We start from the raw sequence: 20,451 nt of genomic DNA on the forward strand, positions 1-20,451 counted from the left end.
GGCTCCCGGCACGAGACGGCGTCCCCGCACCCAGCGGCTCCCGGCACGAGACGGCGTCCCCGCACCCAGCGGCTCCCGGCACGAGACGGCATCCAAGCGCCCGTCAGTTCCAGGCGCGGGACAGCATCCACGTGCCCGCCGCCCGGTCGTGGCGCAGCTCGTACACCCCGACCGCCCGCTCCGGCGTCGCCTCGACGCGCCAGAACTCTCGCTCGCCGCCCTCCGGCGCCTCCGGGTGGCGTTCGTGCCACCAGTCGCGGGTGGTGACCCAGCGGTCGAGCACCCGCAGGACCGTGTAGAGCCTGCCGCGCCAGACGAACCGGGACGGCCTTCCGTCGGTGAGCCAGACCTCGACGGGATCGCCGTACACGCGGCTCACCGCCCACGACCCGGCGCGTCCGCACCCCTCGCGCGTCCATCGCTCGCTCCGCCCACGCGGGCCGCCCGCCTCTCGGATCGGTGACAGGGAGTGAGCCTGAGGGGAAGACAGGCGACGACTTCGAACATACGTTCGACGAAGAGGAGCGTCAAGCCCCGGATGCGGGCCGGGCCGGGAGACGCGGTTCCCGGCCGCGGGACGCGGACTCAGCGGCCGAGGGCCCGCGCGATCAACTCGGCGGCGCCACCGGGGTCGTCAGCGTCCGCCTGCCCGCCGCCGGCCCACAGATAGGACCACCGGATCCGGGACATGGGCATGGCGACCACGAGGATCCCGTGTCCGCTGGACGGCTCCACCACGCGCAGCATCAGGTCCTCGGTCAGGGTCGCCTGAAGGCCGCGCGCCTCGACTTCGCGGGCGAGCGCCTCCAGGTGACGGCGCCGCGGCCCGATCGCGTATCCCGAAGTGGCGGCCATGAGATGCCACCCCTCTCGCGCTTTGGACGATACGGCAGGAAGGGGTACGCCCTGGGGCGTTCAACAGGTAAGGTGCCTATCCGGTGGTGGCAAAAGGTGCCCAGATGGCAACGGTGAGTGACCTCCCCTGTCAGGATGTCCCGCCCCACTTTTACGTGCAAGCATTTTCGGACCAATAGATCAGACGGATTTGGCATCACCCGTGCACAGTTCAACGGCACCGCCGCGGTCCGGCCGCGGGTTTCGGCCTCACCGACCGCCGACCACCATCGGTCCCCCTTCTCCTCGCACCATGCGCAGGACGCTCGTCATGGAGGTGCCCCATGTCCGATGGCCGTAGTCCCACCGTCCGCCGCCGCCGGCTGGGAATGGAACTGCGCAGGCTCCGGGAGGCCGCGGGCCTCATGATCGAGGACGTCGCGAAGCACCTGGAGTGCTCCATGTCCCGCGTCAGCCGCATCGAGACCGGCAAGTCCGTGGCGCGCATCCGCGACGTCCGCGACATGCTGGACCTGTACGGCCTGCCCGAGGGCTCGCAGCGCGACCAGCTCCTCGGCCTCGCCAAGGACGCCCAGCAGCGCGGCTGGTGGACCGAGTACGAGGCGGTGCTGTCCGCGTCGGCGGGCCTGGACACCTACATCGGCCTGGAGGCCTCGGCCGCGTCGATCCGGACGTTCCAGACTCACCTCGTGCCCGGCCTGCTGCAGACCGAGGAGTACGCCCGCGCGTTGATCAAGGCCGGCCGGCCCGGCGAGTCGCCCGAGAACGTCGACCGGCGCATCGCCCTGCGCACCCGCCGCCAGGCCATGCTCCACGAGTCCGGCTCGCTCGAGCTGTGGGCCGTCCTCGACGAGGCGGTGCTGCGCCGGCCGATCGGCGGGGTGACCGTGATGCGGTCCCAGCTCATGCGGCTGCTCGAGGTCGGCGAACTGCCGGGCGTCACCATCCAGGTGCTGCCCTTCGCCCGCGGCGCCCACCCCGGCGTCGATGGCGCCTTCACGATCATCGGCTTCCCGGACCCCACCGACCTGGACGTCGTCTACATCGACTGCCCGGCCGGGAACATCTTCCTCGAGAAGGAGAAGGACGTCCGCCGCCACACGACCTGGTTCGACCACCTGCGTGCCGCCGCGCTGCCGCCCGACGAGTCGGCCGAGTTCATCACGGCGGCGGCCGACGAGTTCAAGGACGCGTCCCCGCACCCGCGGAGGTGATCCGCCCTCCAGGAAGGAGACCGAGGGATGAACGGCCACCCCGACCTCATCGACGTCGGCTGGCGGAAGAGCGTCCGTAGCTCCAACAACGCCGACTGCGTCGAGGTCGCCGTGGTCGGCGGCACGTCCGGCGACTGATCCGGCACCTCCCCTGGAGGACGGCCGCGGGTCCCGCTCCCGCGGCCCCACGGCCGGCGGCGGCCGGAGCGCGGCGCGGAGACGGGTTAGGGTCGGATCATCATCGGAGTCGCGCGGAAGGACACCGCATGCTGCCCTGGTCGGCCGACCTCGCCGGACGCATCGACGAACACGAGTTCACCAGCGACCTGCTGCGCGGCAACCCCCTCGGCGACCCGCACCGCCGGCCGCTGTGGGTGTACGTCCCGCCGGGCTACGACGACGAGCCCGGTCGGCGCTACCCCACCGTGTACGTCATCCAGGGCTACACCGGGTACCTCCCGATGTGGCGCAACCACGCGCCGTGGCGGCAGCCCTTCCCCGAACTGGCCGACGGGGTCTTCGCCCGCGGCGAGGCCCCGCCCGTGATCGTCGTGTACGTCGACGCCTGGACGGCGCTGGGCGGCAGCCAGTACCTCGACTCCCCCGCCACCGGCCGCTACCACTCCTACCTGTGCGACGAGATCGTGCCGTGGGTGGACGCCCACTACCGGACGCTGCCCGACCGCGACCACCGCGCGATCAGCGGCAAGTCCAGCGGCGGCTACGGCGCGATGATCACGCCGATGCTGCGGCCCGACCTGTTCGGCGCGCTCGCCACTCACGCCGGCGACGCCCTCTTCGACGTCTGCTACCGCCCCGGTTTCCCGAAGCTCGCCCGCATGCTGCGCGACTCGTTCGACGGCTCGATCGAGAGGTTCCTCGCCGACTTCCGCGGCCACATCGCCGGCACCAGGGAGACCGACTTCCCGCTCATCGAGATCTACGGCTACTCCGCGGCGTACTCCGCCGACGAGGACGGCACCGTCCACCTGCCCTTCGACGACACGGGCGCGGTCGTCCCCGAGGTCTGGGAGCGCTGGCTGGAGCGGGACCCGGTGCTGATGCCGCGGCGCCTGGAGTACGCCGAGGCGCTGCGCTCGATGCGGGCCGTCTGGATCGACGCGGGCGACCGGGACGAGTACCACCTCGACCTGGGCGCCCAGGCCTTCCGCCGCGCGGCCGAGGCCGCCGGCGTCAAGGACGACGCCGTGCACTTCGAGCTGTTCGACGCGGGTCACGGCGCGATCGAGTACCGCTACCCGCTCTCCCTCGCCTGGCTCGCCGACCGCCTCAGCCCCTGAGGCCGGTCACCCGCCCGCTCCGGCGAAGATGTCGGCGGCGGTGGCTCCCGGAGCGTCAGAGCTCCGGGAGGCTCGCGCGGTACAAGATGCCGGATCCGCCTACCTCGATGGGGCCGCCGCGGTGCTCGGCGAAGGCGGCGCGGCCCCGGGTCAGCTTGATCGCCTCGCCGTCGCGGCGCAGGTCGACGCGGCCCTCGGTGCACAGGAGCAGCTGCGGGCCGCCCGCGGGCAGCACCGCGCCCTCCCCTGCGTCGACGCGGGACAGCCGGAACTCCGGCGCGGGCGTCAGGTAGACCTCCTCCCCGGCCGTACGGACCGGGTCCAGGACGTCCGGCCGCCCGGGGTCGAAGGAGGCGATTTCCAGGAGCTCCGGGACGTCGACGTGCTTGGGCGTCAGGCCGGCGCGCAGCACGTTGTCCGAGCCGGCCATGAGCTCCACGGCCGTTCCGGACAGGTAGGCGTGCGGCACGCGCGGCGGGACGTACATCGCCTGGCCGGGCGTGAGCCGCACCTCGTTGAGCAGCATCGCCAGGATGACGCCCAGGTCCCCGGGATAGCGCTCGGCGAGTGAGGCGTACGGCTCGCCGGCGACCGCGGCGGCCTCGGGGACGACCCGGTCCGGTTCCGGCCAGGTGAGCACCGTCCGCACGGCTTCGCGCACGTCACCCGCCGCGAGCAGGTCGGCGACGGGGCGCAGCGCCGAGACCTTGCCCAGCAGGGCGGCGGTCTCGGCCGGGTCGCGCAGCCCGCACAGCGCGTGCACGTCGGTCAGCGCGCACAGCAGCTCCGGTTTGGGCCAGTCGTCCTTGTAGTTGCGCGCCGGGTCGCCGGGCGGGGCCTGCTCGGCGGCGTACCCGCGTTCGGCCTGGTCCCGGTCCGGGTGGACCTGCAGGGACAGCGGCGCGGCGATCGCCAGGACCTTCAGCAGGAACGGCAGGCGTGGTCCGAAGCGGGCGAGCGCGGCGGGCCCGAGCGTGCCCTCCGGGTCGGCCGCGATGTGCTCGTCCAGGGACGGGCCCGCGGGCAGGCGCGACGGCGCGGCCGGGTGCGCGCCGATCCAGAGCTCGGCCTGCGGCCGCTCGGTGGGCGACGGCCGGCCGAGGAGGTCGGCGAGGACGGTGTGCGAGCCCCAGGCGTACTCCTGGACGGGATTCTCCAGCAGGTGCATCGTCAGACGAACTCCGGGTCGTGGGCGAGGGCGGCGGCGCCGAGCAGTCCGGCCTCCGCGCCGAGTTCGGAGGGGACCACGGTGACGCGCCGGACGAAGGCGAGACCGGCGTAGTCCCGCATCGCGCGGACGAGCGGGGGTTCCAGGACGTCCCAGGACCGGGACACGCCGCCGCCGATGACGACGCGGTCGAGGTCGCACAGCGCCGCGGCCGACGCGATCCCGGCGGCCAGGCCCCGGCAGGCGCGCTCGAACGCCGCGACCGCCACCGGGTGCCCGGTGCGGGCGTCGGCGGCGAGGGCGGCCCCGTCGGGGGCGGAGTGCGTCCAGCCGTTGCCGAGCGCCCAGCGCACCATCGCGGGGCCGGAGGTCAGCGTCTCGACGCAGCCACGGGACCCGCACGGGCACGGCTCGCCGTTCAGGTCGACCACGGTGTGCCCGACGTGCCCGGCGTTGCCGGTCGGCCCGGCGTACACCCGTCCGTCGAGGACGAGCCCGCCGCCGACGCCGGTCGAGACGACCATTCCCAGCATGGCCCGGCTGCCGCGGCCCGCGCCGTGGCGGTACTCCGCGACCGCGCCGGCGACCGCGTCGTTCACGAGGGTCACGGGCGTCCCGCCGAGGAGGGCGGCGAGCCGGTCGCGCACGGGGAAGCCCCGCCAGGACCGGATGTTCACGGGGCTCACGGTGCCCGCGACGGCGTCCAGCGGCCCGGCGCTGCCGATCCCCGCCGCGGTGACGGTCTCCTCGCCCAGGGCGTCACCGACGACGGCGGCCAGGGCGGCCCAGACCTCCTCGGTGTCACCTCGCGGGGTCGGGCGGACGGCGTGCCCGCGCAGCCGGCCGTCCGGCTCGACGAGCGCGGCGGCCAGTTTGGTGCCGCCGATGTCGACGGCGAGGACGGCGGTTCCGGGCGATCCGCCCGCGACCGCCCCTGTCGTGTCGGGGGCCGTCGCGGGGACGACGCCGGTCATGTTCGCAGCTCCAGCACGCGCACACCATACGGCCCGAGCGTGAACCGGTCATCTCCGGCACCGCCGTTGCCCGCCACGAGGAGGCGCACGGTCGGTTCGGCGTCCGCCTGTCCGACGAGCACGGCGAACCGCGTCCCGTCGGATCGGACGAGGTCGTCGGCCGACACGCGCGGGTCCCCGACCCGTACGGGCCGCCGCACGCCGGCCGGCTCCGCGAGCGCGTCGTAGATCCGGTACGCCGGCTCGGGGTTGACCCGGGGGGTGACGGCCGCCATGTGCTCCAGCGGGTACGTGCACAGCACGAGGTTCTTCTCCTCCGCAGTTCCCGTCGCAGGCCCCGGGCGAGAGTACGGGCGTGGCACCCTGGGGGCATGCGGGTGCGGTGCGTCGGAGCGATCATCCATGACGCCGAGGGACGGCTCCTCCTCGTCCAGCGCGGGCATCCGCCCGGCGAGGGCCTGTGGTCGATCCCGGGCGGGCGGGTCGAGGCGGGCGAGACCGACGCCGACGCCGTCGTGCGGGAGGTCGCCGAGGAGACGGGACTGCGGGTCGTCCCGGGGTCGCTGGTCGGTTCCGTCGACCGCGCCGGCCCCGGCGGGGCCGTCTATGACATCCGCGACTACCGGGCCACCGTCGACGGCGGTGTCCTGCACGCCGGTGACGACGCCCGCGCCGTCCGCTGGGTGGACGCCGGCGAACTGGCCACCCTGCCCACCACCGACGGCCTGAAGGAGACCCTCACTTCTTGGGGCGCCCTCCCCCGCGGCGCCCCGTGACGGCACTTCGCCGCCGCCGTTGCCCGGGGGGAGCCCGGATCGCCGGGTTCGGGACGGCGACGGCGGCGAAGTGGTGCGCGTGTCCGGCGGGCTCAGGACAGGTCGCGCAGGTCGACGCGGCGGAAGGTGATGGTCTCGTTCGCGCCGGTGGTGCCCGTCTCGTAGAGCAGGCCGACGGTGCGGGCGTCGATCTGGACCAGGTCGGAGTAGGCCGCCGGGAGCGGGGACAGCGTGAGCGCGGATCGCCAGGTGGCGCCGCCGTCGTGGCTGGTGCGCAGCGTCATGGCGGCCCGCCTGCTCGGATCGGCCGGGCCGGCGAAGAGCAGCGGCGCCTTCGGCCCGCGCGTCTGCAGGACGCTGCCCTCGACGACCGGTCCGGCGAGCGCCGGCTGCGGCTGGAACGGCCGCCGCAGCGTCCGGCCGCCGTCCAGGCTGTAGGCGTCGGCCCGGTTGCCCGGCGCGGCGCCGTTCTGGTCGCGGGTGTTGAAGTAGACGCGCCCGTCCGGGAGTTCCGTGGCGGTCGTCTCGTTCACGTTGACCTGGCCGTCGGGGACGTCGTCGACGTAGCCGATGTGCCAGGTCCGGCCATTGTCGTCGCTGTAGAGGTCGTGCCCGCCGTAGTACTTGGCCTCGGACCCGAGGTCGGAGGAGCCCGCGGGCGGCGCGACGGAGTGGTTCGCCGGGACGAGGAGCCGCCCGCGGTGCGGGCCGTGGGTCAGCCGTGTCGCGTGGCCGGGCCCGGTCGCGTACCAGCGCCAGTCCGGCCGCTTGGCCGCGGCGGTGATCTCCCGTGGCGTGGACCAGGTCCGGCCGTCGTCGTCGCTGTACTGCACGAACACCCGCCGGCCGTCCTGGGGCGGCACCTGTCCGCGCAGGATCTGCGTCTCGGTGGCGCTGCCCCCGTTGTAGGTGGTCAGCAGCACGACGCGGCCGCTCGCCGTGACGACGGGCGCGGGGTTGCCGGAGGTGTTCGGGCCGCTGTCCTGGACGACCCGCAGCGGTGACCACGTGCAGCCGCCGTCGGCCGACCGTTTCACGACGGTGTCGATGTTCCCGGCGTCACCGAGCCCGTCCGACCGGCCCTCGGCGAACGCCAGCAGGTCGCCCGACCTGGTCTCGACGACCGCCGGGATGCGGAACGCGCTGTATCCCTCTGTCCCCGACGTGTAGGGCACGGACACGTCGCACCGGTCCGGCGCCGCCTGAGCCGGCGGTACCCCGGTGGTCACGGCCGCGGCCAGGGCCACGGCACCCACGGCGAGCGCCGTACTCCCGCGCTTCTGCAGACGCATGTACCTTCCCCAATCCGGACGTAGGACGTCCCATGTCCGGCGAAGGTAACGGGATACACCGAGCGCGTCAAGGACGTCTCCCCACCGTCGGTTCGCCGCCGTCACCGCCGCAGGACGCACGGAACGCCGGGCCCGGGACGGCGGCCACGGCGGTGGGTGAGGGTCAGGTGTAGGCCGCGTCCTCCGTCAGGTCCACCCGGCTGCGGTCCGGGAGGAGCGCGGTGGCGGTCAGGGTCAGAAGAGACGCCACCACCATCGCGAGGGAGATCGCCCACCAGCCGTGGTCGTGCAGGAGCCAGGTGGCCAGCAGGGGCGCCGGACCACCGGCGATCACCGAGGCGAGCTGGTACCCGATCCCCGCCCCGCCGTACCGGAGCCTCGTCGGGAACACCTCGGCGATCAACGACGCCTGCGGGCCGTACTGCATCGCGTGCGGCACCTGGGCCAGGACGATGGTGAGGAAGACTACGGCCGGGACGGCGGTGTTGATGAGCGCGAAGTACGGGAAGGCGATGACGCCGAGCAGCAGGGCGCCCGCCGCGTACACGCGCTTGCGGGACACGGTGTCGCTGAGGTGGCCGAACGCCGGGATGAGGACGAGTTCGAGGGCGGCCGCCACGGCGACCGCGTTCAGCGCGAAGGTCTTCGACAGCCCGGCGTGCTTGACGACGTAGGTCAGCGCGAAGGAGGTGAAGATGTAGAAGGGCATCTGCTCGGAGCAGCGCAGCAGCGCGCTGAGGACGATCTCCTTCGGGTGCCGGCGGATCACCTCCAGGACGGGGACCTTCTCCACCGCGCGGCGTTCGACCACCTCGGCGAACATCGGCGTCTCCATGACGCGCAGCCGGACCCAGAGCCCGATCCCGACCAGCACCAGGCTGAACAGGAACGGGATCCGCCAGCCCCAGTCCTTGAACGCGTCCCCGCTCGCGGTGGCCAGCGAGGACATCGCGACCGTGCCGAGGATGAGGCCGATCGGCACGCCGATCTGCGGCCAGCTGGCCATCAGGCCGCGCCGGCGCGGGTTCCCCCATTCCATCGAGAGCAGCACCGATCCGCTCCACTCCCCGCCGACCGCGATCCCCTGCAGCACGCGCAGGGCCACGAGGAGGATCGGGGCGGCGATGCCGATCGTGCCGGTCCCCGGCAGGACGCCGATGAGGGCGCTGGACACCCCCATGAGCAGCAGTGTGACGATCAGGGTCGCCTTCCGGCCGAGCCGGTCGCCCCAGTGCCCGAAGATCGCGGCGCCGACCGGCCGGGCGGCGAAACCGACGGCGTACGTCGCGAAGGACGACAGCGTCCCGACGTAGTCGGTGGACTTGGGGAAGAAGACGTCCTTGAACACGACGGCCGCGGCCGTGTTGTAGAGGAAGAAGTCGTACCACTCGATCGAGGTGCCGACGATGGCGGCGGCGGCCGCCCTGCGTACCTGCGATCTCTGCGGGGTCTCGGCGACGACCATGAATCCTCCTGTCGCCCCCGAGCCGTAAGGATTGTCGCAGGACGACTACCCGCCTCCCGGACCGCCGGAAACCGGCGGAATGTGACGAAAACACCCCGCCCCGCGGGTCCGGAGGATCTCGCGGGACGCGGCGGAGCCGGCCACCGCGCGGCGGTCAGGGGCGGTCAGGCATGGCCGATCACCCGGTGGGGCCGGTAGGGCGCCTCCAGCCGCGCCCGCTCCTCCTCGCTCAGCGTCACGCCGACCGCCGCCACCGCGTCGTCGACGTGGCCGATCCTGGTCGCGCCGACGATCGGAGCGGTCACCCCGGGCCTGCCGAGCAACCAGGCGAGCGCCACCGTCGCCGGGGGCAGGCCGCGCTCGGCCGCGAGCTCCCGCACCACGTCCACGACGTCGAAGTCGCTCTCCTCGTAGTGCGCCTCGGCGAGCGGGTCGTCCCCGGCCCGTACGGTCCGCCGGGCACCGTCCCGGTCCCGGCCGCCGGCCAGCAGCCCGCGCGCGAGCGGGCTGTACGGCAGCACGCCCACGCCCTGGTCGCGGCAGAGCGGGATCATCTCCCGCTCCTCCTCGCGGTAGACGAGGTTGTAGTGGTTCTGCATCGACACGAACGGGGTGGGCGCCGCGTGCTGCGCCTTGGCGAACTGCCACGCGTACATGCTGGAGGCGCCGACGTACCTCGCCTTCCCCGCGCGTACGACGTCGTGCAGCGCCGCCATCGTCTCCTCGATCGGCGTCGCGTCGTCCCACCGGTGGACCTGGTAGAGGTCGACGTGGTCGGTGCCGAGCCGCGTCAGCGACGCGTCGATCGCGGCCATGATGTGGGCCCGTGACAGGCCCCCGTCGTTCGGCCCGGGCCCCATCGGGAAGTACACCTTGGTGGCGAGCACGTAGTCCGAACGGCGCGGGAAGAGCCGGGCGAGCAGCCGCCCGGTCACCACCTCGCTCGCGCCCTGGTCGTACATGTCCGCGGTGTCGAAGAACGTCACCCCCGCCTCGACCGCTCGCCGCACGATCGGCTCGGCGCCCTCCTCGTCCAGGTGCCATCGCCGCCGCGTGCGGTCCCCGAAGCTCATCATGCCGAGGCAGACCCGCGACACCGTCAATCCGGAAGAGCCCAACCGCGCGTACTCCACAGCGCCACCTCGTTCCCGGCCGGCCCGACGCCGGCGACGCCAAGATCCTCCGCGAACCGGACGCACCGCGTACAGGGCGTGCGGCGGCTCGCGGGAGCGGCGGTTCAGATGTGGATCGCGGCGCCTTCGACCTGGCGGCCCGCGCGGACGAGGAGGCTGAGCAGGGCGGCGATGAACGCCATGACCGCGCTGACGACGAAGGCCAGGTGCATGCCGTCGATGAACGACAGGTGGCCGGCCTTGATGATCAGCTCGGCGACCTGCGGCGGGGTGTTCTTCGGGACCGGGGCGACACCCTGGGAGATGGCGCCCTTCATCAGGTCGACCTGCGCCGGGGCCGGCGCGGGCAGACCCGCGTCCTGCATGTGACCGGGCAGGACCCCGGCCACCTTGGCGGTCAGGACGGCGCCGAGGACCGACGTGCCGAGCGCGCCGCCGACCTGCATGGCCACCTGCTGCAGACCGCCCGCGACACCCGACAGGGCGACGGGGGCGTTGCCGACGACCAGGGGCGCGCGCGGCCCAAGCTTGGAGATCATCCCACCGCCGATCGGAGGGGCCACCATCATGGCGAGCATCATCGGCAGGAGGCGTACGCCGGTGGCCACCGGGGAGAGCCCGTGCACGCTCTGCAGGTAGAACGTCAGGAAGAACATCGCGCGGAACATCCCGAACGCCATCAGCATCATCAGCACGACGCCCACGGACAGCGACACGGAGCGGAAGAGCGTGAGCGGTAGCAGTGGCTGCCGCGCCAGGTGCTCGCGTGCGACGAAGAGCACCAGCAGCACGACCGCGCCGCCGAAGAACGCCAGGGTCTTCGCGTCGGCCCAGCCGTAGGCCGGCACGTTGATGAAGAAGACCGACTCCCAGTTGACATGCTGGACGAGCAGGCCGCCCACGATCGGGCCGGAGGCGGTGGAGGCCGCGATGCAGGCGCCCCACAGGCCGATCGCCATGTTGAGGCGCTCGGCCGGGAACGCGGCGCGCAGCAGGCCGAGGGCGGTGGGCTGGAGCATCGCGCCGAACAGGCCCTGGACGACCCGCAGGGCGATCACCATGCCGATCGTCGTGGAGAAGCCGATCCCCGCCGAGGACAGCGCGAAGCCGGCGACGCCGATCAGGAACACGGGCTTGTGGCCGAACCGGTCACCGAGCTTGCCGGCCGTGATCAGTGAGACGGCGAGGGCCAGCAGATAACCGTTGGTGACCCACTGCAGGTCCGCCAGTGACGCGCCGAGGTCCTTGGAGATCACCGGGTTGGCGATCGCGACGACCGTGCCGTCGAGGGTCACCATGATCACGCCGAGCGCGACGGGGGCGAGCGTCAGCCACGGGTCGCCCATCCCGGGGCGCTTGGGACCCGCTCCCGCGGGCAATCGTTCCTCAACGGCCGGCCCGCACGAGGTCGCCGCGCGCATCGAGCAGGTCTTCGCCGTCGCCGCCGAGACCCTCCCCCGCGCCTGGTCCGCCGCCTGACGCCCCCCGAGCCCCGCGCCGGGGGCTCGAGGGCGGCACTGGTCAGCGCAGCGGGTCGGGCAGGTCGCGGGCGTGCAGGACGGTCAGCCGGGAGACCGCACGGGTGAGGACGACGTACAGCCGGCGCAGGCCGGGTGATCGGTCGCCGTCCGGCTCGGCGTCGACGATCGCCGCGGGTTCGACGACGATGACCTGGTCGAACTCCAGGCCCTTGGCCTGCGTGGCCGGGGTGAGGACGAGCCGTGCCCCCGCCATGCCGTCCGCGAGCCGTACGTGCTCCAGCCCGCACGCGGTCAGGTGCTCGCCCAGCCCGGCCGCGTCGGCCTCGGCGGCGATCAGGCCGATCGAGCCCTCGCCGTCCAGGGCCTCGCGGCAGGCGTCCTCCACCGCCGCGCGCAGGTCGGTGGCCCGGGCGATCCGCAGGGAGCCCGGCGCGGAGCGTACGGACGTCGGCGGCGCCAGCTCCGGGGCGATGCGTGGGAGCAGCCGGCTCGCGAAGTCGATGATCTGGCGCGGCACGCGGTAGCCGCGGTCGAGCACGGTCAGGTCCGCGTCGGGCTTCCCGAGGTGCCGCAGCAGTGCCGGCCAGTCGCCGACCGCCCACGGCGTGGTGCCCTGGGCGATGTCGCCGAGGACGGTCACCGACCCGGTCTCGCAGCGCCGGCCGACCGCGCGACACTGCATCGCCGACAGGTCCTGGGCCTCGTCGAGGACGACGTGGCTCAGGCTGGAGGTGCGGCTGATCAGGTCGGCGGCCTCGTCGACGAGGACGGCGTCGGCGGGCGTCCAGCGGGCCGACTTCGGGCCCCGGGGCGGCCGGTCCCACAGCAGCGCCGCCTGCTCGCCGGGGTCGAGGAGGCCGTCGGCGGCCCGGGCGAGGAACTCGGCGTCGGACAGGAGGCGCATCACGACGCGCACGGGGTCCAGGGCCGGCCAGACGTGGTCGACCATCGCCTTGACCGGGCGGGTCCGGCGGACCGCCTCGTGGGTCCGGTCGTCGCACGCGTCCCCCGCCGTCTCGATCCGCAGCAGGACGGCGTGCGCGATCCGGTGGCCGAGGAGGTCGCGGCCGGCGCCGTACCGTACGCCGCGGTCGCGGAGGGCCTCCGCCAGCTCGGTGATCTCATACGCCGGGATGCGCCACCGGCGGGTGCCGCGCGGTACGACGAGCGCCTCGGACGGCTCGCGCAGGTGACTCCAGACCGCGCGGCGCAGGACCTCCGCCATCCGGGCGTCACCCTTGATCCGCCCGGCCCCGGGCTCGTCGCGGGCCCGTACCGGCACGGTGGCGACCACCTCGTCCAGGGTGCGCTGCTCGACGTTCACCTCGCCGAGGGCGGGCAGCACGCCGCGGATGTAGTCGAGGAAGGACGCGCTCGGGCCGATGACGAGGACGCCGCCCCGGCGCATCCGCTCGCGGTGGGCGTACAGCAGGTAGGCGACCCGGTGCAGGCCGACGGCGGTCTTGCCGGTGCCCGGCGCGCCCTGGACGCAGAGCGTGTGGTCGGCGTCGGCGCGGACGATGTCGTCCTGCTCGGGCTGGATGGTGGCGACGATGTCGCGCATGGGGCCGACGCGGGGCCGTTCGATCTCCTCGATCAGCAGCCGGGACTCCACGGGGGCGGAGAAGTCCTCGTCCTCGAACGCGGTCAGCTCGCCGCCGGAGTACCCGAACCGGCGGCGCAGGACGAGGCCCATCGGGTCGGCGGTGCTCGCCTTGTAGAAGGGCCGTGCCATCGGCGCCCGCCAGTCGATGACGAGGGCGCGGCCGCCGTCGTCGTGGACGTGACGGCGGCCGACGTAGAGTCGTTCGCCCGGATGGTCGAGACGCCCGAAGAACAGGGCCGTCGTCGGGTCGTCCCGCAGGGCCTCGGCGCGCTTGGCGAGGTCGGCGCCGAGGACCTGGGCCGAGACCCAGTCCCCGGCGCCGGAGGCGTCCAGGGACAGGACGTTCTCCCGCATCCGGCGCAGGGCGTCGCGCGAGCGGGTGAGATGCGCGCGTTCGGCGGATATCTCGGGTTCGGTGTCCTCCGCCTCTCGTGTGGGCATGACAAAGGCCTTTCGGTCGTCGTGGAAGCGCGAAGTTCCGAACTTAGTACGTGAGCACGCCGTCCTCAGCCTGTTTTCCCGCGCGCCGGGGAGCGCGCTAGAGTTCGATGGGAATCGAACATTAGGGAGGTCGTAATGCGCGCGATCCTGATGACCGAGCACGGCGGGCCGGACGTCCTGCGGCTCACCGAGGCGGCGGACCCGCGGCCCGGTCCGGGTGAGGTCGTCATCGAACTCGCCGCCGCGGGGGTCAACTTCCGCGACGTATACGAGCGTCAGGGCGTCTATCCGAAGGAGCTCCCGGCCGTCCCCGGCGCCGAGGGCGCGGGCCGCGTCACGGCGGTCGGCGACGGGGTGACCGACGTGCGGGTCGGCGACGTCGTGGCCAGTGCCGAGCTCAGGGGCGCGTACGCCGAGCGCGCCGTCGCGCCCGCCGACCGGGTCGTCCCGGTGCCCGACGGCGTGGCGCCCGACCTCGCGGCCGCGGTGCTGCTGCAGGGCCTGACCGCCCACTACCTGACGCACTCCACGTTTGAGATCAAGCCGGGGGACACCGCGCTCGTGCACGCCGCCGCCGGCGGCATGGGACTGCTGCTCACCCAGATGATCAAACTGCGCGGCGGCCGGGTCATCGGCACCGTCTCCACCGACGAGAAGGAGAAGCTCGCCCGCGACGCCGGCGCGGACGAGGTGCTCCGCTACGACGGCTTCGCCGAAGAGGTCCGCCGGCGCACCGGCGGCGTGCCGGTCGTCTACGACGGCGTCGGCAGGACCACCTTCGACGGCAGCCTCGCCTCGCTGCGGCCGCGCGGCCTGCTCGCGCTGTACGGCGCCGCCAGCGGGCCGGTGCCGCCGGTCGACCCGCAGCGGCTGAACACCGGTGGTTCGCTCTACCTGACACGGCCGACGCTCGGCCACTACGTCGCCACCCGCGAGGAGCTCCTGTGGCGGGCCGATGACCTGTTCGCCTGGATCGCCTCCGGGGAGCTGTCGGTTCACGTCGGCGGGCGGTACCCCCTCGCCGACACCGGCCGGGCCCACGAGGACCTGGAGGCGCGCCGCACGACCGGCAAGCTGCTGCTCGTCCCATAGGTCGGGAAGCCCCTTCAAGTCAGGAACCGCCCGCCCCGCCCGTTAGTCTTATCGCTCATCGAGCGGACAGGAGGGGCGGGCCGTCGTGACGGGAACGAGCGCGATCGATCGGCTGCGGCCCGAGGACCCGCCCCGGCTCGGCGACTACCGGATCGTCGGCCGGATCGGCCGGGGCGGCATGGGCACCGTCTACCTCGGGGAGAGCGCGCGGGGCGAGCGCGTCGCCGTCAAGGTCATCAACCCGGACCTCGCCGACGACGAGATGTTCCGGGACCGGTTCCGCCGGGAGGTCGAGTCCGCCCGCCGGGTACGCCGCTTCTGCACGGCTCCGGTGCTGGACGCCCGGATCGAGGGCGAGCCGCTGTTCATCGTGACCGAGTTCGTCGACGGACCCGACCTGGACGCCTTCGTACGCGACGGCGGGCCGATGCGCGGAGCCGGACTGGAGCACCTGGCCGTCGGGGTCGCCACCGCGCTCACCGCGATCCACGCGGCCGGGGTGATCCACCGTGACCTCAAGCCCGCCAACGTCCTGCTGTCGTCGGTCGGCCCGCGCGTCATCGACTTCGGCATCGCCCGCGCGCTCGACACCGTCTCCGGAGCGACGCGGACGGGGCAGTTCATCGGGACACCCGCCTACATGGCCCCCGAACTGGTGATGGGCGAGACCGCGACCCCCGCCTCGGACGTGTTCGCCTGGGGATGTGTCGTGGCGTACGCCGGAACCGGGCGGCCTCCGTTCGACGGCCCGAACGTGCCCGCCGTGCTGTACCGGATCGCCCACGGCGAGCCGGACCTGGCCGACCTGGACGAGAGCGTGCGCGAGCTGGTCGAGCGGGCCCTCGACAAGGATCCACGACGGCGCCCGTCCGCCCAGGAACTACTCGACCGCCTCACCGGGCGCCCGCACGCGGACACCGCGCACGCCGCGGAGACGATCGGCCGCACCTGGTCCGTGCCGGACGAGCACCTCCCCCCGCCGCAGGCCGGCGGTGGGGGGACCGCCACGGCCTCGATGCCGTACGGGACCCCGGCTCCGGCCGCGCAGGCCGACACGCACACGTGGGCGGCGCCGAGCGGGCGGATCACGCGCGCCGACGCGGGCCCCGGCGGCGGAACGGCACCATCCCACCGTCGGCGTCTGCTGCTCGCCGGGTGCGCGGTGGCCGGGGTGCTCGTCCTCGGCCTCGGCTTCGTCTTCGCGCTGACCGGCTCCGACGGGCCGCCGTCGAAGACGACCCCCGTCTACGCCGATGACTTCTCGAACACCTCGTCGGGCTGGTCCGGGTCGACCTGGCTGTCCGGGAACGGCTACTTCCAGGGCGGGTACCGCCTCGACGCGGGCGGCAGCGTCTACCAGAGGCGGGCGGAGAAGGTCCCGTCCGACAAGGCCGCCAAGGACTCACCCGAACGCGCCCTCGTCAGCGCGGACGTGACGGTGCTGAGCGGTCCGCCGTACGGCATGTTCGGGGTCTTCTGCCGGAGCACCGGCGACTTCGAGGGCACCGCCTACTACGACTTCCTGGTCCGGGCGGACGGCCAGGGCGTGCTGATCCGGAAGGTCGCGGGCAAGAGCGGGTCACGCGAGCTGGTGAGGAGGCAGTCCGCCGCCGGCTTCAAGAAGCACGCGAAGAACCACGTCCAGGCCGCCTGCGAACAGCAGAGCGGCAAGGTCCGGCTGCGCCTGTGGCTGAACGGCACCCTCGCGGCGGAGGTCTCCGACGGGAACGGCCCGCTGGCCAACGGGGCGCCGGGGCTGGTCGCCGCGCAGGAGAACGGCGGGAGCGGCGGCGACATCCGGGTCCTGTTCGACAACTTCGACCTGTCGGCGATCCGTTAGCCCGGCCCGGCGAACCGGCCGGTCAGAGCTCCCGGCCCGGCCCGTCCCGGCGAACCGGCGGCCGGCGGTCCCGGCCCGGCGAACCGGCGGGTCAGAGCTCGAACCAGAAGGTCAGGCCGTCGTCGTGCCTGCGGATGCCGCAGGCCGCCGAGAGCTCCTCGACGAGGAAGACGCCTCGCCTGCCCTCGCGCAGTTCGTACCCGTCGTACATCGTCGGCAGCGTGTCGCCGCCCTCGTCGGTGACCTCGATCCGCACGCGGGCCGAGGTCTCCAGCACGACCACCGTCACCATCCTGCTGTCGGTGTGGACCACGGAGTTGGTGACCGCCTCGCTGGTCAGGAGGACGGCGGTGTCCACCTCCGGGCGGCCGGCCAGTGCCTTGGCGACGAAACGCCGGGCCGTCGCCACCTCACCCGGACGTCCGGGGATGGTGACCGCCCCCAGCACCGACCGGGTCATCAGGATGTCACCGGCGCGTGACGGAATGTGGCGAACTTGCCGGTATCGCCACCACGGCGGGCCTCCCCTGTAGCAAGATGGGCAGGGTGATCGAAACGAACGCGCATGAATCGAAGCCCTCTCAGCGGCGGCCTTTAGGGGGCCTAAACGGGGTAGGGTGTGAGCTTACGGCCACTTTGCGTAATCGCGCAATAGCAAGGCGGAGGCTCCCCGGAAGAAGCGGAGCCGCGACGCGGTGAGCCACAGCAGACTTCGGGAGATCGCGGCGCTGCCCGATCCGATCGAGCGCGCCCGCGTCCTCGGCGCGGTCATGGCGGAGCAGCAGGCACTGGTCGAAGAGGCGGCCCGGATGCGCCGCCAGGCGATCGCCGAGGCACGGGAGAACGGCCATCGCCTCGAGGAGATCGCCGGCACGCTCGGCGTCTCGCCCGGCCGGATCTCGCAGATGCGCAAGGGCGCCACCGCGCCGGCGCCCGAACCGCACACCGAGCGGACCCCATCGCCGACCGCGCCGGCACCCGGACCGCGCACCGAGCGGATCCCGCCGCCGACCGAGCCGGCGGCCACACCACACGCCGAGCGGGCCGCGTCGCCGAGCGCGCCGGACGCCGAGCGGATCCCACCGTCCGCGGAGCCGCACTCCCCGTACGACGAGCGGATGCCCTCGCCCGTCGTACGACGGGCGCTGCCGACCGAGCCGTCGGCGTACGCCGCCGGGTGCACGTTCGCCGGCGCCACCGAGCGGGAGGGCGTCCGCGCCGGGCTGCGCCTCCTGGACGTCGGCCGCGAGCCCGCGCGTGAGCACGTCGCGACCTGCCTGCGTGTACGGCCCGGCGAGGACGTCATCGCCCGCCGCCGCCTGGTGCTCGCCGACGACGTCCCGGTCCGGGTCGCCGTCTCCTACTTCCGCGCCGACCTGTTCGCGGGGACCCCGATCACGGCGCCCGAGCTTCTCGGGCCCGGCCTGCACGAGGCGATCACCGCGCACGGGCACGCGTTCGGGCACGCGGAGGAGACGCTGCTGGCACGGCCGGCCACCGGGCCGGAGGCCGACCTGCTCCGCCTCGATCCCGGCGAGTGGGTCGTGCAGGTCCTCCGGGCCTCCTACTCCACCGAGGACACGCCGGTCCACGTGCTGGAGACCGTCTGCGCCGCCGCGCGCCACGTGTTCTCCGTCAGCCAGGCGGGCGGGTGCGACCTGTTCTGAGGGCCCGCGCGACGGGCCCGGATCACAGGTAGGCCGTCAGCCAGCGGTCGAGTTCCTCGAAGACCTTGGCCCGTACGGGCGCGGCGGACAGCACCAGGTCGTGCAGCCCGCTCTCCACGCGCACGCACGTGACGTGCCGGCCGAGGCGCGTCGACCAGCGGGCGATGTCGTCGGCGTTCAGGACGCCGTCGCCGTTGGAGTAGTCGCCGTTCCTGCCGCGTACCGTCGTCGTGGAGGCCATCACGAGGACCGGCACGTCGATGTCGAGTCCGGCCTTGACCTGCCGCTGGGCCTTGATGATCGCCGCGAGCCAGCCGAGCCGCACCCCGAAGCCCTCGGCGGGTTTCCAGGTCAGGTCGAAGTCCCACTCGCCGTCGTGGTCGCGGTGGATGCTGTGGACGTACGAGCGGCTGACGCCCGCGGGGACGGCCATCTTCGGGCGGCCCTTCGCCAGGGCGCGGACGACGGGGGCGAGCGTACGGCGGACCCCGGTGGGGACGTTCAGCTCCAGGAAGGGGCTGTTGAGGAACAGGCCGTCGACGAGTCCCTGGCCGCGGACGCGATCGGCCCAGAGGGCGGCGACCAGCCCGCCCGTCGAGTGGCCGTTCACCAGCAGCGTGTCGTTGTCCTCGCGGATGAGGCGGACCGCCTCGTCGATCTCGGGGAAGTAGTCGGACATGCTGTGGGCGAAGTTCGGCGTCTGGTGGTCGAGCAGCGACCGCCCGTACTTGCGCAGGTCCAGGGCGTAGAAGGAATAGCCGCGCTCGACGTAGAAGTCGGCGAGGTGCGTCTGGAAGAAGTAGTCGACGAACCCGTGGATGTAGAGCACGGCCCGCCGGCTGCCGGGGCAGGGCCGCCGGACGAGTGTGGCGACCACCTCGCCCTCGGCGTCGTCGTCCAGCGTGAGCCGGATCGCCTCATAGTCCGCCCCGAGCACATCCTGTTCCATGGCGGCACAGCGTACGGCCGTGGCCCCGGCTCGCGCCACGGCCTGACCCCTCACACGAGCCCATACCGTCACGGAATATGCTTGTTTCTGCGCCGAAGCCTTGCGAAGAGAGCACGAATGAGCAATCCTCGGTGCTGGCCGACGGAAGGAGGGCTCTTTCGCGTGCTGGCGTCAGTCCTGCGGACCCTTATGGGCGACGCCACCCCGGCCGCCGCGGAGATTCCGGGGCCGGCGCGTACGGGGAGTGCGGAACAGCACGCATGACGCCCCGTGTTTCTTCGAACTCACGAGGAGCGCCCATGCGCGAAAGAGCACGTCTCGTCGTCGCCGCCCTGAGCGCGGCACTGATCGCCTGTCTCGGCCTGGCCCTCCCGGCCGGCGCGGCGACCCTGCCCGACCCGGTCTCCTGCGGCGGCTGCTGGAAGCCCGCCTTGAACACGAGCTGGCAGTGGCAGCTGAAGACCGTCCCGTCCGCGCCGTACCTCGACGTCGCGATGTACGACATCGACGGGTTCGACGCCACCGCCGCCGACGTGTCGAACCTGCACTCGACCAAGTCCGGTCGCAAGGTGGTCTGCTACATCAGCGCCGGCACGTACGAGAACTGGCGGCCGGACGCCGGCGACTTCCCGGGCAGCGTGCTCGGCAGCGACGTCGACGGCTGGGCGGGTGAGCGCTGGCTGGACGTCCGGCAGTACACCGGCAAGCTGGGCACGATCCTCGGCAAGCGCATGGACATGTGCAAGGCGAAGGGCTTCGACGCGATCGAGTTCGACAACGTCGACGGCTACACCAACGACCCCGGCTTCTCGATCAGCGCGACCGACCAGCTGAAGTTCAACACCTGGCTGGCCAATGAGGCGCACCGGCGCGGGCTGTCCGCGGGCCTGAAGAACGACATCGACCAGCTCAAGACGCTTCAGCCCTACTTCGACTGGGCGCTGAACGAGGAGTGCTGGGCGAATGACGAGTGCACGACCGCGCAGACCGGCTACGGGTACGACAAGTACGTGGCCGCCGGCAAGGCCGTGTTCAACGTGGAGTACACCCTGAGCACGTCGCAGTTCTGCACCAAGGCCAACGCGCAGAACTTCAACTCCATGAAGAAGGACCTCGACCTCACCGCCTACCGCGTCCCCTGCCGCGGCGTCTGAGCCGCACCGTTCCCCGGCTGTACCGGCCGGCGGCGGTCCCGGA

At 73.0% G+C, this 20,451-nt stretch carries 20 protein-coding genes and 1 pseudogene; 9 read left to right on the forward strand and 12 right to left on the reverse strand.

Annotated elements, in window-relative coordinates:
• Positions 1 to 103: 103 nt before the first annotated feature.
• On the reverse strand, positions 104 to 370 hold the full coding sequence (locus tag NE235_RS33885; protein ID WP_308206195.1) for a DUF6504 family protein: 267 nt from the start codon (positions 368 to 370) through the stop codon (positions 104 to 106).
• A 215-nt stretch (positions 371 to 585) separates the two neighbouring features.
• Positions 586 to 855, reverse strand: a complete 270-nt coding sequence (locus NE235_RS33890; RefSeq protein WP_252810391.1) for a hypothetical protein — start codon at positions 853 to 855, stop codon at positions 586 to 588.
• 323 nt (positions 856 to 1,178) lie between these two features.
• Between NE235_RS33890 and NE235_RS33895 the strand changes: the two genes are divergently transcribed.
• The 3 genes from NE235_RS33895 to NE235_RS33905 all read left to right on the forward strand — a co-directional run bounded on the left by NE235_RS33895 (position 1,179) and on the right by NE235_RS33905 (position 3,370).
• Complete coding sequence (locus tag NE235_RS33895) at positions 1,179 to 2,069, forward strand: helix-turn-helix domain-containing protein (protein ID WP_252810394.1); 891 nt, start codon at positions 1,179 to 1,181, stop codon at positions 2,067 to 2,069.
• A gap of 27 nt (positions 2,070 to 2,096) precedes the next feature.
• On the forward strand, positions 2,097 to 2,207 hold the full coding sequence (locus NE235_RS33900; protein ID WP_252810396.1) for a DUF397 domain-containing protein: 111 nt from the start codon (positions 2,097 to 2,099) through the stop codon (positions 2,205 to 2,207).
• A 128-nt stretch (positions 2,208 to 2,335) separates the two neighbouring features.
• Positions 2,336 to 3,370 carry an alpha/beta hydrolase-fold protein gene (locus NE235_RS33905; RefSeq protein ID WP_252810398.1) on the forward strand — a complete coding sequence of 345 codons (1,035 nt, stop codon included), beginning with the start codon at positions 2,336 to 2,338 and terminating at the stop codon, positions 3,368 to 3,370.
• Between the two features lie 55 nt (positions 3,371 to 3,425).
• On the opposite strand, the gene manA is transcribed toward NE235_RS33905, so the two are convergent.
• The 3 genes from manA to NE235_RS33920 are packed head-to-tail and all read right to left on the reverse strand — an operon-like array spanning position 3,426 to position 5,814.
• Entirely contained in the window at positions 3,426 to 4,538 is a 1,113-nt protein-coding gene (manA, locus tag NE235_RS33910) for a mannose-6-phosphate isomerase, class I (RefSeq protein WP_252810403.1), read from the reverse strand.
• 2 nt (positions 4,539 to 4,540) lie between these two features.
• Positions 4,541 to 5,512 carry an ROK family protein gene (locus NE235_RS33915; protein WP_252810405.1) on the reverse strand — a complete coding sequence of 324 codons (972 nt, stop codon included), beginning with the start codon at positions 5,510 to 5,512 and terminating at the stop codon, positions 4,541 to 4,543.
• Positions 5,509 to 5,814 (reverse strand): hypothetical protein, encoded by a 306-nt coding sequence (locus tag NE235_RS33920; protein ID WP_252810406.1) that lies wholly within the window; start codon positions 5,812 to 5,814, stop codon positions 5,509 to 5,511. Before NE235_RS33920 ends, NE235_RS33915 begins: the two co-directional genes overlap by 4 nt.
• Positions 5,815 to 5,883: 69 nt before the next feature.
• Here NE235_RS33920 and NE235_RS33925 point away from each other — a divergent pair, with 69 nt between their 5' ends.
• Entirely contained in the window at positions 5,884 to 6,288 is a 405-nt protein-coding gene (locus NE235_RS33925; RefSeq protein ID WP_252810408.1) for an NUDIX hydrolase, read from the forward strand.
• Between the two features lie 92 nt (positions 6,289 to 6,380).
• On the opposite strand, the gene NE235_RS33930 is transcribed toward NE235_RS33925, so the two are convergent.
• The 4 genes and pseudogenes from NE235_RS33930 to NE235_RS33945 all read right to left on the reverse strand — a co-directional run.
• A complete protein-coding gene (locus tag NE235_RS33930; RefSeq protein ID WP_252810411.1) occupies positions 6,381 to 7,580 on the reverse strand; it encodes a sialidase family protein in 1,200 nt (399 codons plus the stop codon).
• Positions 7,581 to 7,743: 163 nt separating this feature from the next.
• Complete coding sequence (locus tag NE235_RS33935; protein ID WP_252810415.1) at positions 7,744 to 9,045, reverse strand: MFS transporter; 1,302 nt, start codon at positions 9,043 to 9,045, stop codon at positions 7,744 to 7,746.
• Positions 9,046 to 9,209: 164 nt separating this feature from the next.
• Entirely contained in the window at positions 9,210 to 10,178 is a 969-nt protein-coding gene (locus NE235_RS33940; RefSeq protein ID WP_252810417.1) for an aldo/keto reductase, read from the reverse strand.
• A gap of 344 nt (positions 10,179 to 10,522) precedes the next feature.
• Positions 10,523 to 11,524, reverse strand: a pseudogene (locus NE235_RS33945) (MFS transporter); the annotation flags it as partial.
• Between the two features lie 10 nt (positions 11,525 to 11,534).
• Between NE235_RS33945 and NE235_RS37925 the strand changes: the two are divergent.
• Positions 11,535 to 11,657: a hypothetical protein gene (locus tag NE235_RS37925; protein WP_289849608.1), complete on the forward strand. Its 123-nt coding sequence runs from the start codon at positions 11,535 to 11,537 to the stop codon at positions 11,655 to 11,657.
• Positions 11,658 to 11,699: 42 nt separating this feature from the next.
• Here NE235_RS37925 and NE235_RS33950 read toward each other — a convergent pair whose 3' ends face one another.
• Positions 11,700 to 13,706, reverse strand: coding sequence for a HelD family protein (locus tag NE235_RS33950; protein ID WP_252810420.1), 2,007 nt, complete (start codon positions 13,704 to 13,706; stop codon positions 11,700 to 11,702).
• A 135-nt stretch (positions 13,707 to 13,841) separates the two neighbouring features.
• On the opposite strand from NE235_RS33950, the gene NE235_RS33955 reads away from it, so the two are divergent.
• Positions 13,842 to 14,798, forward strand: coding sequence for a quinone oxidoreductase family protein (locus NE235_RS33955; protein WP_252810422.1), 957 nt, complete (start codon positions 13,842 to 13,844; stop codon positions 14,796 to 14,798).
• An 85-nt stretch (positions 14,799 to 14,883) separates the two neighbouring features.
• Positions 14,884 to 16,638: a serine/threonine-protein kinase gene (locus NE235_RS33960; protein ID WP_252810424.1), complete on the forward strand. Its 1,755-nt coding sequence runs from the start codon at positions 14,884 to 14,886 to the stop codon at positions 16,636 to 16,638.
• Positions 16,639 to 16,729: 91 nt separating this feature from the next.
• On the opposite strand, the gene NE235_RS33965 is transcribed toward NE235_RS33960, so the two are convergent.
• Positions 16,730 to 17,098: an ATP-binding protein gene (locus NE235_RS33965; protein WP_252810427.1), complete on the reverse strand. Its 369-nt coding sequence runs from the start codon at positions 17,096 to 17,098 to the stop codon at positions 16,730 to 16,732.
• A 235-nt stretch (positions 17,099 to 17,333) separates the two neighbouring features.
• Here NE235_RS33965 and NE235_RS33970 point away from each other — a divergent pair, with 235 nt between their 5' ends.
• The gene (locus tag NE235_RS33970; protein ID WP_252810429.1) at positions 17,334 to 18,305 is read left to right on the forward strand and encodes a GntR family transcriptional regulator; all 972 of its coding nucleotides are present in this window, start codon (positions 17,334 to 17,336) and stop codon (positions 18,303 to 18,305) included.
• Positions 18,306 to 18,327: 22 nt separating this feature from the next.
• On the opposite strand, the gene NE235_RS33975 is transcribed toward NE235_RS33970, so the two are convergent.
• Positions 18,328 to 19,254, reverse strand: coding sequence for an alpha/beta hydrolase (locus NE235_RS33975; RefSeq protein WP_252810431.1), 927 nt, complete (start codon positions 19,252 to 19,254; stop codon positions 18,328 to 18,330).
• A 299-nt stretch (positions 19,255 to 19,553) separates the two neighbouring features.
• Between NE235_RS33975 and NE235_RS33980 the strand changes: the two genes are divergently transcribed.
• Positions 19,554 to 20,408, forward strand: coding sequence for an endo alpha-1,4 polygalactosaminidase (locus NE235_RS33980; RefSeq protein ID WP_252810433.1), 855 nt, complete (start codon positions 19,554 to 19,556; stop codon positions 20,406 to 20,408).
• The last annotated feature ends 43 nt before the right edge of the window (positions 20,409 to 20,451 follow it).

This window comes from Actinoallomurus spadix (genome assembly GCF_024055725.1).
Classification (GTDB): Bacteria; Actinomycetota; Actinomycetes; order Streptosporangiales; family Streptosporangiaceae; genus Actinoallomurus; species Actinoallomurus spadix.